This window comes from Lysinibacillus sp. KU-BSD001 (genome assembly GCF_042920265.1).
Taxonomy (GTDB): domain Bacteria; phylum Bacillota; class Bacilli; order Bacillales_A; family Planococcaceae; genus Lysinibacillus_B.
In genome coordinates, this window is record NZ_JBDQZI010000005.1 from 159,144 (window position 1) to 177,229 (window position 18,086).

At 37.4% G+C, this 18,086-nt stretch carries 14 protein-coding genes; 7 read left to right on the forward strand and 7 right to left on the reverse strand.

What is annotated here, in order from left to right:
- The first annotated feature begins 285 nt into the window (after nt 1-285).
- The 5 genes from parE to AAGS61_RS09875 all read left to right on the forward strand — a co-directional run bounded on the left by parE (nt 286) and on the right by AAGS61_RS09875 (nt 7,902).
- Nucleotides 286-2,256 carry a DNA topoisomerase IV subunit B gene (parE, locus tag AAGS61_RS09855; protein WP_391370830.1) on the forward strand — a complete coding sequence of 657 codons (1,971 nt, stop codon included), beginning with the start codon at nt 286-288 and terminating at the stop codon, nt 2,254-2,256.
- Nucleotides 2,253-4,676 (forward strand): DNA topoisomerase IV subunit A, encoded by a 2,424-nt coding sequence (gene parC, locus AAGS61_RS09860; protein WP_391371151.1) that lies wholly within the window; start codon nt 2,253-2,255, stop codon nt 4,674-4,676. Before parE ends, parC begins: the two co-directional genes overlap by 4 nt.
- Nucleotides 4,677-4,872: 196 nt before the next feature.
- Nucleotides 4,873-5,175: a metal-sensitive transcriptional regulator gene (locus AAGS61_RS09865; RefSeq protein ID WP_391370832.1), complete on the forward strand. Its 303-nt coding sequence runs from the start codon at nt 4,873-4,875 to the stop codon at nt 5,173-5,175.
- Between the two features lie 18 nt (nt 5,176-5,193).
- Nucleotides 5,194-5,403: a copper chaperone CopZ gene (gene copZ / locus AAGS61_RS09870; RefSeq protein WP_391370835.1), complete on the forward strand. Its 210-nt coding sequence runs from the start codon at nt 5,194-5,196 to the stop codon at nt 5,401-5,403.
- An 87-nt stretch (nt 5,404-5,490) separates the two neighbouring features.
- The gene (locus AAGS61_RS09875) at nt 5,491-7,902 is read left to right on the forward strand and encodes a heavy metal translocating P-type ATPase (protein WP_391370837.1); all 2,412 of its coding nucleotides are present in this window, start codon (nt 5,491-5,493) and stop codon (nt 7,900-7,902) included.
- A 182-nt stretch (nt 7,903-8,084) separates the two neighbouring features.
- Here AAGS61_RS09875 and AAGS61_RS09880 read toward each other — a convergent pair whose 3' ends face one another.
- From AAGS61_RS09880 to AAGS61_RS09890, 3 genes are all read right to left on the reverse strand, one after another.
- A complete protein-coding gene (locus AAGS61_RS09880; protein ID WP_391370840.1) occupies nt 8,085-8,714 on the reverse strand; it encodes an alpha/beta fold hydrolase in 630 nt (209 codons plus the stop codon).
- Between the two features lie 731 nt (nt 8,715-9,445).
- Nucleotides 9,446-10,222, reverse strand: coding sequence for an SDR family NAD(P)-dependent oxidoreductase (locus AAGS61_RS09885; protein ID WP_391370843.1), 777 nt, complete (start codon nt 10,220-10,222; stop codon nt 9,446-9,448).
- Between the two features lie 419 nt (nt 10,223-10,641).
- Nucleotides 10,642-11,229 carry a TetR/AcrR family transcriptional regulator gene (locus AAGS61_RS09890; protein WP_391370846.1) on the reverse strand — a complete coding sequence of 196 codons (588 nt, stop codon included), beginning with the start codon at nt 11,227-11,229 and terminating at the stop codon, nt 10,642-10,644.
- Nucleotides 11,230-11,692: 463 nt separating this feature from the next.
- Between AAGS61_RS09890 and AAGS61_RS09895 the strand changes: the two genes are divergently transcribed.
- Together AAGS61_RS09895 and AAGS61_RS09900 are read left to right on the forward strand one after the other, a co-directional pair.
- On the forward strand, nt 11,693-12,133 hold the full coding sequence (locus tag AAGS61_RS09895) for a MarR family winged helix-turn-helix transcriptional regulator (RefSeq protein ID WP_391370848.1): 441 nt from the start codon (nt 11,693-11,695) through the stop codon (nt 12,131-12,133).
- Nucleotides 12,133-12,978, forward strand: coding sequence for an SDR family oxidoreductase (locus AAGS61_RS09900; RefSeq protein WP_391370850.1), 846 nt, complete (start codon nt 12,133-12,135; stop codon nt 12,976-12,978). Before AAGS61_RS09895 ends, AAGS61_RS09900 begins: the two co-directional genes overlap by 1 nt.
- Before the next feature lie 927 nt (nt 12,979-13,905).
- Here AAGS61_RS09900 and AAGS61_RS09905 read toward each other — a convergent pair.
- The 4 genes from AAGS61_RS09905 to AAGS61_RS09920 form a co-directional block, all read right to left on the reverse strand.
- On the reverse strand, nt 13,906-14,082 hold the full coding sequence (locus tag AAGS61_RS09905; RefSeq protein ID WP_391370852.1) for a hypothetical protein: 177 nt from the start codon (nt 14,080-14,082) through the stop codon (nt 13,906-13,908).
- A gap of 161 nt (nt 14,083-14,243) precedes the next feature.
- Entirely contained in the window at nt 14,244-15,788 is a 1,545-nt protein-coding gene (locus AAGS61_RS09910) for a solute symporter family protein (RefSeq protein WP_391370855.1), read from the reverse strand.
- Nucleotides 15,788-16,111 (reverse strand): DUF485 domain-containing protein, encoded by a 324-nt coding sequence (locus tag AAGS61_RS09915; protein ID WP_391370858.1) that lies wholly within the window; start codon nt 16,109-16,111, stop codon nt 15,788-15,790. The genes AAGS61_RS09910 and AAGS61_RS09915 overlap by 1 nt, the downstream gene beginning before the upstream one ends.
- Nucleotides 16,112-16,527: 416 nt before the next feature.
- Complete coding sequence (locus tag AAGS61_RS09920) at nt 16,528-18,084, reverse strand: solute symporter family protein (RefSeq protein WP_391370860.1); 1,557 nt, start codon at nt 18,082-18,084, stop codon at nt 16,528-16,530.
- Between the last annotated feature and the right edge of the window lie 2 nt (nt 18,085-18,086).

Here is an 18,086-nt window from a genome sequence, read left to right on the forward strand (position 1 = left end):
GAATTTATCATATATAAAGATATCCTACCATGGAATGAAGCATCATTAGTAGAAAGAAATCCATTTCACATAGGAAAAAGGGTATATTTTTGTCATTATTTTTTAAAAAAAGAAGGAAATATGCCCCTATTTCATGAATTTCAATAGTGCATGAACTTTTATTGGGACAGAGATGATGATACAATAAATGTCTAATTGCGCTTGTTGGAAATATTGACAGCGCCTACTATTCCAAGTACGATTAGTAGCGATAGAACGTTTGTTTGGTTTTGGAGGGGAATTGATTTGGTAAATAAGCAACAAGGGATCGCCTATAATGACGATGCCATTCAAGTATTAGAAGGATTAGAAGCTGTTCGTAAACGACCAGGGATGTATATCGGTTCTACAGACGGGCGCGGTCTTCATCATCTAGTGTATGAGATAGTGGATAATGCGGTTGATGAAGCACTTGCTGGGTTTGGTTCACATATCATCGTCAAAATTCATGAAGATAATAGTATGAGTGTACGTGACTTCGGACGAGGTATGCCTACAGGAATGCATAAAATGGGTAAACCTACGCCAGAAATCATCTTTACAGTATTACATGCTGGAGGGAAGTTTGGCCAAGGTGGCTATAAAACAAGTGGCGGCTTACATGGTGTAGGTTCATCCGTTGTCAATGCCCTTTCATCATTTTTGGAAGTCACAATTTATCGCGATGGTATTATTCACCGTCAACGTTTTGAGCAGGGAGGAAAGCCTGTTACATCGCTTGACACAATTGGAAAAACGAAAGAAACAGGCACACTTGTTCATTTCTTACCAGATAAAGAAATCTTCTCCGTAACGAAATTTAATTATGATACATTAGCTGAGCGTCTTCGTGAATCCGCTTTCCTGTTAAAAGGGCTGAAAATAGAGCTGATTGATGAGCGCGGTGAGGGTACGTCTGATATTTTCCATTATGAAAGTGGTATTGAAGCATTTGTCGCTTATTTAAATGAGGAAAAAGACGTGCTACATCCGGTTCAATATGTCGAAGGGTCACAGCAAGAAATTGAAGTAGAGTTTGCCTTCCAGTTTAATGATGGCTACTCTGAAACGATTCTTTCATTCGTCAACAATGTACGCACACGAGACGGCGGCACACATGAAACAGGTGCAAAAGCGGCCATGACACGTGTGTTTAATGAATATGCACGGAAAATTGGGTTACTCAAAGAAAAGGATAAAAATCTGGAAGGGACAGATATTCGCGAAGGTTTATCTGCCATCATCTCTGTTCGTATCCCGGAGCATTTACTGCAGTTTGAAGGACAAACAAAAGGAAAGCTCGGTACAAGTGAAGCCCGTTCTGCTGTGGATACGGTTGTATCGGAGCAGCTTTTATATGTACTGGAGGAAAATGCTGAATTATCCTCTTCTTTAGTGCGTAAAGCGATTCGCGCTCAACAAGCACGTGAAGCTGCACGGAAGGCACGTGAAGATGCGCGACACGGCAAGAAAAATAAAAAGAGTAGTACGCTGTTATCAGGTAAATTAACACCGGCTCAGTCCAAAAATGCGGCCAAAAATGAATTATATCTGGTAGAGGGAGATTCTGCCGGTGGTTCAGCCAAACAAGGACGTGACCGCAGTTTCCAAGCGATTTTGCCACTGCGCGGGAAAGTGATTAATACGGAAAAAGCGAAGCTACAAGATATTATGAAAAATGAAGAGATTGCAACGATTATTCATGCAATTGGTGCGGGTGTTGGATCGGACTTTAATGTGGCAGATACTGCATACGATAAAGTAGTCATTATGACCGATGCCGATACAGATGGTGCACATATTCAAGTCTTACTACTGACGTTCTTCTATCGTTATATGCGTCCACTCGTTGAAGCGGGGAAAGTATTTATTGCACTGCCGCCACTGTATAAAGTATCTAAAGGGGCAGGCAAGAAAGAAGTCATTGAATACGCTTGGACAGAAAGTGGGCTACAGCAAGCGATGAAAAAAGTCGGCAAGGGCTATGTCATTCAGCGCTATAAAGGGCTTGGTGAGATGAACGCCGATCAGTTATGGGATACAACGATGAACCCTGAAACACGTACATTAATCCGGGTAACAATTGACGATGCCGCGCGTGCGGAACGTCGTGTTTCCACATTAATGGGCGATAAAGTAGAGCCTCGTCGTAAATGGATAGAGACGAATGTGAACTTCGGTATGGAAGAAGACCTCAATATCCTAGATAACGAGTTCATTCACGAGGAGGAAGTATAATGGCAACAGAACGTTTTCAAGATTTACCGTTAGAAGAAATTATGGGTGACCGTTTTGGTCGCTATTCGAAATATATTATTCAAGACCGCGCGTTGCCTGATGCACGCGACGGTCTAAAACCAGTACAACGCCGTATTTTGTATGCGATGTATAACGATAACAATACACATGATAAGCCGTTCCGTAAATCAGCTAAAACAGTCGGGAACGTTATTGGTAATTACCATCCGCACGGTGACTCATCTGTTTATGAAGCGATGGTACGTATGAGCCAAGACTGGAAAGCGCGTCATATGCTCATTGAAATGCACGGAAATAACGGTTCTGTCGATGGAGACCCAGCAGCAGCGATGCGTTATACGGAAGCACGTCTGTCAGCGATTGCCGGGGAAATGCTGCGTGATATTGGCAAGCGAACAGTAGAGTTCGTCCCAAACTTTGATGATCAAGACGTGGAACCAACTGTGTTACCAGCACGTTTCCCGAATTTATTAGTAAATGGTTCAACGGGGATTTCGGCTGGTTATGCAACGGATATTCCACCACATAACTTAACGGAAAGCTTAGATGCGGTATTAATGCGCCTGGATCATCCAACTGCTACTGTAGATGAATTAATGACGGTCATTAAAGGGCCAGATTTCCCAACAGGTGGTATTATCCAAGGGGTAGACGGCATTAAGAAAGCATACGAAACAGGGCGCGGGAAAATTATCGTTCGTGCGAAAGCAGACATTGAAGCGATTAAAGGCAGTAAAGAACAAATTGTTGTAACGGAGCTGCCGTATGACGTCAACAAAGCGAATTTAATCAAAAAAATCGACGAACAACGGATGGACAAGCGTTTAGAAGGCATTTCCGAAGTGCGTGATGAATCAGATCGTAATGGACTACGTATCGTCATCGAAATGAAAAAAGATATTCCATCACAAGGGATTTTAAATTACTTATATAAAACGACAGATTTACAAGTCACATATAATTTTAATATGATTGCCATTCATAATCGTCGTCCAACGATGATGACATTACCACTCATGTTAGATGCGTATATTGCACACCAAAAAGAAGTGGTGACAAAGCGTTCGGAATACGATTTACTCAAGGCGAAGGACCGTTTACATATTGTAGAAGGTCTCATGAAGGCGCTATCCATTTTAGACGAAGTGATTGCAACAATCCGCGGATCGCTCGATAAACGAGATGCGAAAAATAATTTAATTGCAAAGTTTGACTTTACGGAAGTACAAGCGGAAGCGATTGTCAGCTTGCAACTGTACCGTTTAACGAATACCGATATTACAGAGCTGCAAAAAGAACAAAGTGAGCTCACAAAGCTGATTGATCAATTAACTGCTATTTTAAATGACGAGAAAAAGCTAATACGAGTCATTAAGGCTGAGCTAACCGATATTAAAAAGCGTTTTAATGAGCCACGTCGTTCACAAATTCAAGCGGAAATTGAAGAGATTAAAGTGACGCTTGATGTGCTTGTACCAAGTGAAGAAGTCATCGTGACAGTGACGAAGGACGGCTATGTCAAGCGAACAAGCCAACGTTCCTATGCGGCATCTAACGGTAAAGATTTTGCGATGAAGGAATCAGACTTCTTACTATACGAAGAAACGTTGAATACACAGCATCATTTACTATTATTCACAAGTAAAGGGAACTATATTTATCAACCGGTGCATGAATTACCAGATATCCGATGGAAAGATCTTGGTCAGCATATTTCAAGTATCGTACCAATTGATACGGAAGAACATATTGTGTCTGTGATTGGGATTGAGAAGTTTGAACTAGAAGATATGTTTGTATTTACAGCGACGAGGGAAGGGCAAATTAAACGCTCGCCACTTGCGGATTATGCTGTCACACGTTATTCGAAACCGATTAAGACGATGAACTTAAAAGGGGACGATGAAGTCATTACTGCCGAGCTTGTGACATCAACTCAAGAGCTATTACTCACATCGAATACAAGCTATAGCATTCGCTTTGTGATGGAAGAATTGCCTGTAACCGGCGTAAGAACGGCGGGTGTAAAAGGCATGCAGCTAAAAGAAGGGGAATACCTTGCTGCAGCGAATGTGTTAAACCCTGGTGCAGAGCAAGATATCGTCATCGTAACGCAGCGTGGTGCTGTGAAACGTATGAATGTCGCAGAAATTGAACTGAGCAATCGGGCAAAGCGCGGCGTTGTGACGTTGAAGGAACTAAAAACGAACCCACACCGTGTATATGCGATTGTCGTGGTAAAAGTATCGGATACAATTGTTCTAGAAACGGAAAAGGGCGTGCAAGAGGAAATTCAAATTGTCAACCTTTCACGTACAGACCGCTACTCAAACGGTTCACTCCGTATAGATACAGTAGGAGATGGCAAACTAGTTCGTGTAGCCGTTGCCAAACAATAAAGTATATGAAGCATCCTAGAAATAGGGTGCTTTTTATTTTTAAAGATGATTAAAAGGGTATAACAGCGGAACAAATAGGGTAACTTATCTTTTTTCACTTTTGAAAAACAATCCAAAAAGTTGACAAATAAAAAACAAAGAGCTATGATTTACATACCCCATATAGGTACCTTGTAAACATAAAAGGAGGTATTGCATGGATCATTGTGAAGACACTTGTCGAAAAAGTCATCATCCTGAGCATGTGAAAAAAGATTTAATGAATCGTCTCAACCGTGTGGAAGGGCAAATTCGCGGCATAAAAGGGATGATTGAAAAAGATGTGTATTGTGATGATATCATTACACAACTTTCCGCCACGCAATCTGCTTTAAATAGCGTAGCGAAAGTGCTACTCGAAGGACATTTAAAAGGCTGTGTGGTCGACCGCTTAGCGGATGGGGACGAGGAAATTATGGATGAGTTATTAGTAACCATCCAAAAATTAATGAGAAAATAGCAAAAGGAGTCAAGAAATATGCAAACAGTTACATTAAACGTACACGGCATGTCTTGTGGCCATTGTGTAAAAGCAGTGGAAAATAGCGTAGGAGAATTAGCAGGAGTAACAGAAGTAAAAGTACATCTAGAAGATAAGAAAGTAGATGTTACATTTGACGAAGCAACAGTTACACTGGATCAAATTAAAGAAACAATCGATGATCAAGGCTACGATGTAGTGGAATAATAAATGAGAGAGAGTGCGTATTTACGCACTCTTCTCTTTACAAACAAACATACCCTATGCAGGTATGAGTGAGAGGTGTGACATGTAGTGAGTGAGCAAAAAAAAGAAAAAACACTTCAAATTTCCGGTATGACCTGTGCCGCTTGTGCAACACGAATTGAGAAAGGGCTGAATAAACTTCCAGGTGTGGAAAAGGCGAGTGTTAATTTAGCACTTGAAAAATCCGTTATTCAATACAATCCACAACAGATAGACGAAAAGGTATTCGAAGAAAAAATTCAAGCACTCGGTTACGAGGTAGTGAAAGAAAGAAAAGAGTTTACGATTACAGGTATGACCTGTGCTGCTTGTTCTTCAAGGATTGAAAAAGGGTTAAATAAATTAGCAGGTGTTACCGTTGCCAATGTAAACTTAGCACTCGAACAAGCAACCGTTGAATTTAATCCTTCCGAACTTACCGCTTCAGATATTATTCAACGAGTCGAAAAACTAGGATACGGTGCACAACTGAAGGTAGATGAACAAGAAACGACGGATCATCGGGAACAGGCTATTCAGAAGCAAACACGAAAATTTATTTTTTCGGCTATCCTGTCTTTACCGCTTTTATGGACGATGGTCGGGCATTTTTCCTTTACTTCATTTCTCTATGTGCCGGACATTTTAATGAATCCTTGGGTACAATTTGCGCTTGCAACACCCGTTCAATTTATTATCGGTCGCCATTTTTATGTAAGTGCCTACAAAGCATTGCGCAATAAAAGTGCAAATATGGATGTCCTCGTTGTGATGGGTACATCCGCTGCTTACTTTTATAGCGTTTATCAGGCAATCAAATTCTCGGATCATCATGCGCAGTTATACTTTGAGACGAGTGCCGTTTTAATTACGCTTATTTTGCTAGGGAAATTATTCGAAGCAAAAGCGAAAGGACGTTCGTCAGAAGCAATAAAAAAACTAATGGGCTTACAGGCGAAAACAGCGGTTGTCGTTCGTGATGGAAAGGAACTTGAAATACCACTTGAAGAAGTGATTGTTGGGGATGTTATTCTCGTGAAACCAGGGGAGAAAATTCCTGTTGATGGAGAGTTAATCGAAGGCTATACAACAATTGATGAATCGATGCTAACAGGGGAGAGCATCCCTGTTGATAAGCAAAAGGGAGACCAATTATTTGGTTCCACAATCAATAAAAACGGCTTTATTCAAATGAAAGCAATAAAAGTCGGGCGAGATACGGCGTTAGCACAAATTATTAAGGTAGTAGAAGACGCGCAAGGTTCAAAAGCGCCTATTCAACGTTTAGCTGATAAAATCTCAGGGGTTTTTGTGCCAATTGTGATCGGTATTGCGCTCATTACATTTTTAGTTTGGTTTATGTTTGTGACGCCAGGTGAATTTACACCCGCACTTGAAGCGCTCATTTCTGTATTAGTCATTGCTTGCCCTTGTGCATTAGGTTTAGCCACGCCCACTTCCATTATGGCTGGTTCAGGCCGTGCTGCCGAGTTAGGGATCTTATTTAAAGGTGGCGAACATTTAGAGCGGACGCATCATATTGACACGGTTGTCGTCGATAAAACAGGGACCGTAACAAACGGCAAACCAGCATTAACCGATGTGACAGTAGCCAGCACGTTAGATGAGATAACTTTCCTTACACTCATTGCATCAGCGGAGAAGCAATCCGAGCATCCGTTAGCGGAAGCGATTGTACATGGTGCGAAGGAGCGAAATATATCACTTATTGCTGTTGACCAGTTTGAAGCGATTCCAGGTTACGGCATCCGTGCAACCGTAAAAGGGACAGACATTTTAGTAGGAACACGCAAACTAATGGCACAACATCATATCGACATTGCGCCTGTTTTATCAAATATGGAATCATTAGAAGCAGAAGGAAAAACAGTAATGCTTGCGGCATTTAACGGGCAATATGCTGGAATGGTAGCAGTGGCCGATACCGTGAAAACAACTTCTGAAGCCGCGATTAAGCGACTCCTTGATATGCATGTTAATGTGATTATGATGACAGGGGATAACGAACGAACAGCACAAGCAATCGCAAGGCAAGTTGGGATTACCGAGGTCATTGCAGAAGTATTACCAGAAGGAAAAGCTGCTGAAATTAAAAAATTGCAAGCAGCAGGAAAAAAAGTAGCGATGGTCGGCGACGGGGTCAATGATGCACCAGCTTTAGCCGTTGCGGATATTGGGATGGCAATCGGTACAGGAACGGATGTTGCGATGGAAGCCGCTGATATTACGTTAATTCGTGGTGATCTAAATAGCATTGCAGATGCCATTTTAATGAGTCATAAAACGATGACAAATATTAAACAAAATCTTTTCTGGGCATTTGCTTACAATACATTAGGCATTCCCATTGCAGCGATTGGACTGTTGGCACCTTGGGTAGCTGGAGCTGCGATGGCATTTAGCTCTGTTTCCGTTGTACTCAATGCACTCCGCCTGCAACGAGTGAAATTAACCAAATAATAGATAAAAAGCTATAAAATCTTAACGGGTTTTATAGCTTTTTTTGTAAATATGTATCCAAATTTATTCCATACGAGTATGAATTCTTTTTTGTTGTGTCATGAATGCTGTGTGTTGAAGGCTATGCTGAAATTTATAAACCTTTCATTCTCGGAATGTTAGGTTGATGATATTATCACGATTTACAAATGATGTTTTCCATAGAAGATTTCTAGTGTTTCTGCTAATACTCGCGGAGCTTGTATATTTACTTCATGTCCTGCATTAGCTATAAACCGAAGTTCTGCTTCTGGAATACGTCCCACTAAACCTTTTGAGGCATTTCTATTTGCACGGTCTTTCTTACCACAAACAATCAAGGTGACACAAGAAATATCGATTAAATTTTTACTGAAATTCAAATCTACCATTGAATCGGTTAACTTAAAAAAGTCTTTCTTCTTGAATCCGATTTTCTCAAAAGAAGTCTTTGGCATAAAGCGGAAGATGATATTCTGTAATTTTAATAGTAACTTAGGCATTACATACTGTGTGCCAATCAATACTAAAGATCCTACTTTTTCTGGATAATCTATTGCATAATTTAACGCTAAGATTCCACCTAATGACAATCCGCATAAATTCAACGGCTCGTCCATGCCTTCACAGTATTCTACAAAGCTGTTATACAGGTTATTGTAAGTAACCTCTTTATCATTAAGTATGGTAGATAAATCAGGGCAATTTATATAGCGGTGTTCCGATAAATAAGAAATCGTTTGATTCCAACTGGCTGAATTTTGTCCAAGTCCATGTATAAAAATGTATTTCATATATACTACGTCCTACTTTCGTTTAACTTATTCTCTGAATGAACGATAAAATAATCTATACTAAAACAAATGGCCGACAACACAAGTACAATAATAGCATGTAGTAAATCAGAAGCTCGATCTATAGATGAATCTTGGATAAAGTAGGCTGAAATATGAGTGATTCCCCATGTTGAGGTAGCCCCAGAAAAATGCGGATTCACAACGCTAAGAAATATACATCATTTTATGCACATTAGACCGCAAGCCATAATCGTATAAATATTGATGTATCAAGTGTTTGTACACCCTGTATAAAAGTATGTATAAAGAAAAGCCACAAAACGTTGATTTTACAATACACAATCGTATTTTTTTGTGTAGTTCCAAACTTTCATTGGGGAACGTTTATTAGGTTTGTTTTGTATATTTTATCAATGCTTGTTACACAAAAGCCCCCTTTAGCGCAATAAGCATTTACCTTGTGAAGTAAGCACCCACCATACCCGTTATCACAAATAACCAAAGCCAAAAAACAGGGTTCTTTAATAATTTCATCCATTCCTCTCCTCGAACTGTGATATCTGTATTACTACTTTCTTTACTACCTGATATTATCACAATAACTCATATAAATTATTTAAGTAAACTGCTACCGTTAGTTGAATAAAAAAGTCCCAAAAGCGAGGTTTGGGTGGACGATGTAAATCTAAATTTCTGATGCTACCTATATAGTAAACTTTTTTTGTTGTCTAACCTTTCATTAGTTTATGCATGATTATTTGAATATAGTTTGTAGGTGTTAATTTAGCTAATGATAGCAAGGCTTTATATCGAGTATTAGGTATAATTACTCGTTTCTTTTGTTTTATACATTTGACAGTGGCAATTGCTACACTTTTTGCAGAGACTCCAATTATATTTGTCATTTTACCAAGACTATTCATAGATCCTGTTATTGTAAAGTCCGTTTTTGTAGGACCAGGACAAACTGCTGTAACAACGATATTACCATGTTTTTTTAGTTCTGTATGAAGAGCTTGTGAAAAGTTTAATACAAATGCTTTAGTACCACTGTAAACTGCCATTTGAGCTGTTGGGATTGGTCCAGAAATAGAAGATAGATTTATTATTCGACCATATTGACGTTCTACCATCCCTTGCACAAAATAATGTGTCAGTTCTGTCAAGGCATTGATGTTTAATTGAATCATTTGGATTTGCTTTTCTAAAGATAACGTTTGAAACGCTCCTTCTAAACCAATTCCGGCATTATTTACGAGAATATCAACTTTTATGTTTTGTGAGTAGAGTAAATCATATAAATGTTTTGCTGCATTATGTTTTGTTAAATCTGTAGAAATTGTTAAAATTTCAGTATAAGGACTTAATTGAGCAGAAGCATATGCTAATTTTTCTTCATTTCTTGCAACAAGTATAAGTGGATATTTTTTATTTGCAAATTGTTTCGCTATTTCAAATCCAATACCTTCACTGGCTCCTGTGATGAGCACTGTTTTTTTCTCCATGTAATATTCCCCCATTAAATCAATCGACTATTTTTTGAATGATGTATCATTGTAGGTATATATAAATATAAGGCATATGCAAAGGACATCCAGGCTGTAATCCAATAACCTGTGAATCATCTAATTTAGAGGAAATTAAATTGTGATTAGACAAAGAGAATGTATCCAATGATAAGCCTGCTATAGTTCATACTATTCTGAAATTTATTGTTGCATTTTTGACTTGTCAAAAAAATAAATAAAAATATGAAGCACCCCATAATAAGCATCCTGTTCCAGTTATTAATAGCAAAAGACTCATTCCATAGTTAGAGTAGTCCCTGGACTAAAGAAGACTCCATCTCCGAGAAATACGGAAAACATTGTTGCAAAAAACCACACCAGAATTTCTGATAAAGTTGTAAATAAATATCCTTTCATTACTCATCCTTCTCGTAAAGTAAATTACTAAGGCCTTTAAATAGTTGTTCAACTTCTTCGTATGTTTTTTCTACCGGGAAATCTTTTTGTAATAGTGCTTGTAATGCTAATCCATCTACAATCGCGGTTAAGAGAATACCCCATGTTTCAAGAGAAACACCGTCTATCGGTGATTTCGACCAGAATTTTGATAAATTTTGAGTCAAAGTATTGTTTTCATTTGAAACAATTTCCCCTAATTGTATTCTCATTTTTTCATTATTAAAACTTGAAACAAGTAAAGCACTAAATAATTTATGAAAATAAGAATCATACGAACAACGGTTTTTAGCAGATTCAATTGCTTCACTTATAATATATTGATTGCTCTTTTGTGAAATTTCAGCCCAAGAATTTTTACTAATATCCTGAACAATAGCTAATAACAACTGTTCCTTCGTTCTAAAATGATAATAGATTGTTCCTTGCGTTACGCCTGCCATCTCAGCGACTGACCTTAAAGTAAACTTTTCTATTCCGTTAGTAGCTAAACACTCCTTTGCATATTTAATTAAATCATTCTTACTTATAACATTAGCTTTGGCCAATTTTTCATCCTCCAATACTTAGTTAGTTAGATAACTAAGTAAAATTTACCATATAAAGTAATTTCATTCAAGTAGCTATTTATTTCCAATGGTTTTAAAGCGTAAAGTAATATAAATTATTTTACGCTTTAAAATTCTAATTCCTTCTGTATTCGAGAGATTTTTACTTTCAGAATGTCTCCAAACCCTATTTTGGGAATAAACATGAAAATGTTCCAAGTCACTTCAAATAAGATTGAACTGGTGAGCTCCTCTACCATCTCTTTAAAAAAGTCGGCCTGACTTTATGAGGTAGACTTTTTTATAACTACATATTAAATTCTCATAATGTATGTTGTCTCTCGCGTTGGAAGGTACAGTCCTAATTATCTACTGTTACAATTTGAATATTATCTTAATTATTAATATACTTTTATATATAGTATCTTAGTTACTAAGATATTTTGAAAAGGAGGTCTATGTTTTGAACATCTTTGAAAGTTTATTAACTTCATTAAAAAGAGCAAGTGAAGTGAGTGTTTCGATTATGAAGCCTAGAGATGAAGGAGAGGTTACTCATAGCTTAATGATTTTTCTTTTTATGCTTCAAAATAAGGGGGAAATTAGAATAAGTGAAATTTCAGAGCATTTTGGTGTGACATCAGGTGCTGCAACAGGTATTGCTGATAAGCTTGAAGACTTAGGTTTAATTGAAAGATATCGAAGTAAAACAGATCGAAGAGTTGTCACGTTAGTTCTGTCTGAGAAAGGAAAAAAACTTGTACAAGATAAGAAAAAAGAGCATGTTGAATTGTATCAATACATTTTGCATGATTTTTCTGAAGAAGAGCTATTAAAGATAATCCATATGTTAAATAAAATTTCAGATCGAATCGATAGTTATAGCAACAAGGGGGATATATGATGAAGGTTTTAGTAACAGGTTTTACGGGAAAAGTTGGATTACAGGTTGCTAATTATTTAAAGAATAGAGCTATTCCAATGGCATGTGGGGTTCGAAATGTTGAAAGAGCTAAAGCTAAGTTTGGTGATGCATATGAATATGTGAGTCTTGATTTTTCGGATTCAAGTACATTCGATGGAGCTCTTGAAAATATTGATCGTATTTTTTTAATGTATCCACCTGGTGAAAATCTTCAATTTGATATTTTTTTAGAAAAAGCAAAGGATAAAGACATTAAACACATTACTTATTTATCGTTAAAAGACGTACAATTCATGCCATTTATCCATCATTACAAAATGGAAAAGCTAATAAAAAGCTATAAGATACCTTATACATTCGTTCGGGCGGGGTATTTTATGCAAAATTTAAATGATTTTCTTTGTAAGGAAATCAAAGAAAGACAACGTATCTTTGTTCCAGCAGGTAAAGGGAAAACAAGCTTTGTTGACACTAGAGACCTTGCTGAAATCTCTGCTTTATCATTGGTTGATGAAGTAAAGCATAAAAACCAAATCTATGCCATTACAGGGAATGAAGCTCTTGGCTTTTTTGATGTTGCAAGAATAATGACTGAAGTTCTTGGAGTGAAAATTGAATACACGAACCCATCAGTCAAAGAATTCAAGGAATATATGAGGAAAATAGGTGAAGATGAAGGATTCGTAAATGTTGTCGTGGGTGTTCATATGCCAACAAAGCTTGGCCTTGCAAAAGGAATTAAGCATGATTATGAAAAAGTAACAGGCAAAATGCCTACAAATATTAGGAAATATATTGAGGATTTCAAAGAGAATTGGATCTAGGGGATTTACATAAAATTCATAATATTTTTTACAATAGGTAACGTGTTTTGTTGTTGTATTAAGATTATACTGTAACAAGCATTCCTAGAGTGGAAGGGGGTATTCGTTTATAAATCTGGACATTTGCGCATGTTTTTTCAATGAAAACCCGCCAATTCCTTTATAAACCTGGACAAAATATAAATCACCGAATAGAGGTTGCTTGAACAAATAACTGAACTTTTTTATGTTCGGAATCGTAACTTAGAGCCATTAATTAACACGTTTTTTGCATTAATCGTAGAATTAGAAATCCGTTTCTTATTCAATTAACAGGTGCTTTAGTGCAACAAGCACTTCAAAATGCAATCGTTTAATTACACAAAATTAAACGACTGTACGTGTATAATGAAATAAGTGAATATTGAATGAACTGAGAGGGTGAAGGTTATATTTGCACAATTATTTTTGGGTATTTATTTTGTAGTGAAAGGTATCGTACAGCATTACTCAATAGAACCTAACTTATTTGTTTCACACATTGCGACACAAACTATTTCTAAAGGTAAATTGCCGATTTATCTAAAAAAAAGTAGGGAAAATCCATATTATTTTAGGGATTATTATTGCTACAATGGGACAAATAGAATACAGATATAATCCAGAACCACGAGTTTTTCTTATTACATACATTACGTTAGGATTGGCTTGTATATCAATGATATTTTATTTAAATAAAAAGTATACTGGTAACTATCTTTTACGGTTATAATTTCTTTTAACTATAGGAGTTTATTTAAGCATGCAAAATCAATCTAATAAACATCTGAACATACACCAAAAAGCCGCAAATGTTGTTTTCAAAATAAGGTTTTTGTATTTGTTGATTGAGCAGCATTTCTTAATAAAACTTTATTCCCAACTAACAACAAAAACCGTTACGAATGATTAAGCGTCTTCGTAACGGTTTTTATGTTTGCGTAAATTCTTTTCCATGACTTCTTTTTTCGTTTTTGTCAGCCGAACATGTGTAGAAAAATCGGCTGTGCCACGCTGTTCTGTTACATCTTTCCCTTGCTGACGGAGTAGCTTAATCCGTTTCTTTTTTGCTTCAGACTTAGACATCGGATCACCTCTATTTATATTTTATCATTTTCTGAAAAAAGTGCCTATTATAAAAGTAGGGAAGGGGAGATCCGTGTTTTAACACTTCATGCATTTAGCTTGTTCTAAATAAAAAGACTCTCGACCTAAGCCGAGAGCCCATCCCCTTGTGAATGAAACGATTAGTGTGATACGTCTTGTACAGAAATACCAGTTTGTGCTTTAACTTCTACTTCACGGTAGATTGCTGGGTTTTCAGCAGGTGTTAAGTAACTACCTAACCAACCAGCTAAGAAGCCAAGTGGTACTGTAATGATCGCTGGGTTTGTTAATTTGATTAACGCTTCACCAACGAAGATTGCTTTACCTGGTTCTGGGTTCCATACGTTTGGAGACATTGCTACTAACACTAAACATGAAACTAAACCTACGATAATTGCAGTTACTGCACCTGTAGTATTGAAACGCTTCCAGTAAATTGTGTAAATGATAACTGGTAAGTTTGCAGATGCTGCGATACAGAATGCGAATGATACTAAGAACGCTACGTTTAATGTTTGAGCGCCTAACGCTAAAAGGATTGAGATGACAGCGATTGTGATTGAACCAATACGAGCAGCCACAACTTGCTCTTTCTCTGACACTTGTCCTTTTTTAATAATTTGACCGTAAATATCATGTGATAGGGCAGATGCACCTGAAAGTACAAGACCTGCTACTACCGCTAAGATTGTTGCGAACGCTACAGCAGATACGAATGAGAATAAGATTTCCCCACCAAGTGCTTCTGCTAATAATGGCGCTGCTAAGTTACCAGCTGGGTTTGCTGCGACAATGTTGTCAATGCCTACGAATGCTGCAGCACCGAAGCCTAAGAAAATTGTTAATACATAGAAAATACCTACAATCCAAGTAGCCCAAATGACAGAAGAACGAGCTGTTTGTGCGTCTTTTACTGTGAAGAAACGCATTAGGATATGTGGAAGACCCGCTGTACCAAGTACTAGCGCGATTAACATTGAGATCGTATCAATCCCGTTCGTATACTTTAATCCTGGATTTAAGTATGCTTCACCATATTCAGTAGCCGTTTTCATTTCTGTAAACATTGTACCGATGTTGAAGTTGAACTTTAATAATACTAAGAATGAAATAATGATTGTACCAACCATTAATAAACAAGCTTTAATGATTTGAACCCAAGAAGTGGCTGTCATCCCACCGAATAATACGTAAGTTGTCATCATAATACCTACAAGAATAACAGCCCACTTGTACTCGATACCTAATAATAATTGAATAAGTGCACCCGCACCAACAAGTTGTGCGATCATATAGAAGAATACGATAGTAATAGTAGATAATGCCGCTGCCCCGCGTACCTTTGCTTTGTCGAAACGAGCTGTAATCATATCCGCTAACGTGAATTTACCTAAGTTACGTAAAGGCTCTGCTACGATGTAAAGTACAACTAAGTATGCTACTAAGTATCCGACAGAGAAGAAGAATCCGTCAAAACCGAATAATGCAATCGATCCCGCGATCCCTAGGAATGATGCAGCTGATAAGTAGTCACCAGCGATTGCTAAACCATTTTGCCAGCCCGTTAAACCGCCACCAGCTGTATAGAAGTCACTTGCACTTGATGTACGTCTAGATGCCCACCAAGTTACGACTAATGTTGCACCTACAATTGCTACGAAGAAGAAAATCGCTATGAAGCTCATTAGCTAACACCCCTTTCATATTCTTGAATAATTTCTTTTGCTTGGCGGTCAAATTTGTTTGCTCTCGCTACATATAGATGACAAAGACACCAAGTCATGATAAACAGACCGAAAGAATAGAACCAAACCCACGTAACATCTCCAACTGCTTTCTGATGCAAAATATCAGTGTAAGAAGTTAGAACTGGTAGTAACATATAGGCTCCTAAAAAGATTACTGTGAGTGTCCAAAGGAATGCATTCTTTTTCTTTGACAATTGTTTGAACGACTCTTGTTGCGCGATTCTGTCATAATCGACAATTGGTTTGTGTTTTTTCGACATAACCATACCCCCTTTTAAATTAAGAAACATTTTACTGCTTTGTGTTTGTAAAATTCTGCTTGAGAACCTTTACATTTTTCATTTTATGGCAGTGTTTACAAGATTGCAATAGTTATTCTACAAATTTTCTGAAAAAAATTTATAGAATATTAGTTTTACCGAGATAATTATATGTTTTTTATAGAAGAATAACGTTCGACAAGAATCGAGAACGTTGATATAACAACGTTTGCAGAGGTATTGACAAACAAAAAGAGTGCGTAAGGGAGAAAAAAATGTATTCTGTTATAAAAAAAGGGGAGAGATAATGTTTCGTATACTAAAACATTTCTGGAGATTTTAATATAGTCTTATAAGATATTGTTTTTCTTATATACAAAAAAGCACCAGGATTTACATCCTGATGCTTGAAAAAATTAGTGAGATATGTCAGAAACCGACACACCTGTATTGGCTTTAACGCGGATTTCTTTGTAGATTTCTGCCGCTTGTTTTTGATCCACTTTGCTAGCTGTTAACACAGATGCTAACCAACCTGCCAAGAAGCCAAGTGGAATTGTAATAATTGCTGGTACTGCAAGTGGAAGTAATGGATCACCAACGAAAATAGCTTTTCCTTCCACTGGATTCCATACGTTTGGACCCATAGCACCTAATACTAAACATGAAACTAAACCAACTACCATTGCTGCAATGGCACCATTTGCATTGAACTTTTTCCAGTAAATTGTGTACAGGATTACTGGTAAGTTTGCAGATGCACCGATACAGAACGCAAATGATACTAAGAACGATACGTTTAAGCTTTGTGCAAATAACGCTAAGATAATAGAAAGAATAGCGATTGAAATAGAACCGATACGAGCAGCAATAACTTGTTGCTTTTCAGTTAATTTACCATCTTTAATGATTTCACCGTAAATATCATGAGAAATGGCAGACGCACCTGTTAATACTAAACCAGATACTACCGCTAAAATTGTTGCGAATGCTACTGCACCGATAAATGATAATAAAATATTGCCACCTAACATTTCAGCTAAAAGTGGGGCAGCTGTGTTACCTGCTGGACTTTGCGCAACGATGTCATCAATTCCTACAAAATGCATAGCACCGAAGCCTAAGAAAATTGTTAACGAGAAGAAAATCGCTGTAATCCAAGTTGTCCAGTTAATAGATTGACGTGCTGTACGAGCATCTTTTACCGTGAAGAAACGCATTAAAATATGTGGTAAACCAGATGTACCAAGAACTAATGCCATCATCATCGAAACAGAATCAAGAGAACTTGTATATTTAATACCAGGGTTTAAATATTGTTCACCGTGCTCTGAAGCGATCGTATCAAACATCTTCATTAGATTGAAATCGAATTTCATAAATACTAAAAGTGCAAGTAATGCTGTACCAAATAATAATAAACCAGCTTTAATGATTTGTACCCAAGATGTTGCTGTCATACCACCAACTAATACATAAGTTGTCATCATGACACCTACGATTAATACAGCAACTTCATATTCAATACCAAATAAAAGTTTAATAAGTGCACCCGCACCTACTAATTGTGCGATCATGTAAAGAATTACGATTGTAATTGTACTTGCCGCAGCTACACCACGTACACGCTTTTCGTTAAAACGAGCCGTTAACATATCCGCTAATGTATATCGACCAATGTTACGCATTGGCTCCGCAATAATGTAAAGAAGAACTAAGTTTGCTACTACATATCCTACAGAGAAGAAGAAGCCATCAAAACCTGTAAGGGCAATGGCACCAGATACTCCTAAAAATGCTGCTGCTGATAAGTAGTCCCCAGCAATCGCGAAACCATTTTGCCAACCTGTTAACCCGCCACCAGCAGTGTAGAAGTCAGCGGCAGAAGAAGTTCGCTTTGCTGCTAAATACGTTACAAAAAGTGTTAAACCAACAATTCCAACGAAAAATCCAATTGTTACTAAATTATCCATCG

Bases quoted from the DNA above. Each gene is read 5' to 3' on its own strand.
- AAGS61_RS09910 (WP_391370855.1), bottom strand. From the start codon at position 15,788: ATGAGCTTCATAGCGATTTTCTTCTTCGTAGCAATTGTAGGTGCAACA.
- AAGS61_RS09880 (WP_391370840.1), bottom strand. From the start codon at position 8,714: ATGAAATACATTTTTATACATGGACTTGGACAAAATTCAGCCAGTTGG.
- AAGS61_RS09900 (WP_391370850.1), top strand. From the start codon at position 12,133: ATGAAGGTTTTAGTAACAGGTTTTACGGGAAAAGTTGGATTACAGGTT.
- AAGS61_RS09915 (WP_391370858.1), bottom strand. From the start codon at position 16,111: ATGTCGAAAAAACACAAACCAATTGTCGATTATGACAGAATCGCGCAA.
- AAGS61_RS09920 (WP_391370860.1), bottom strand. From the start codon at position 18,084: ATGGATAATTTAGTAACAATTGGATTTTTCGTTGGAATTGTTGGTTTA.
- copZ (WP_391370835.1), top strand. From the start codon at position 5,194: ATGCAAACAGTTACATTAAACGTACACGGCATGTCTTGTGGCCATTGT.
- AAGS61_RS09885 (WP_391370843.1), bottom strand. From the start codon at position 10,222: ATGGAGAAAAAAACAGTGCTCATCACAGGAGCCAGTGAAGGTATTGGA.
- AAGS61_RS09905 (WP_391370852.1), bottom strand. From the start codon at position 14,082: ATGTCTAAGTCTGAAGCAAAAAAGAAACGGATTAAGCTACTCCGTCAG.
- AAGS61_RS09865 (WP_391370832.1), top strand. From the start codon at position 4,873: ATGGATCATTGTGAAGACACTTGTCGAAAAAGTCATCATCCTGAGCAT.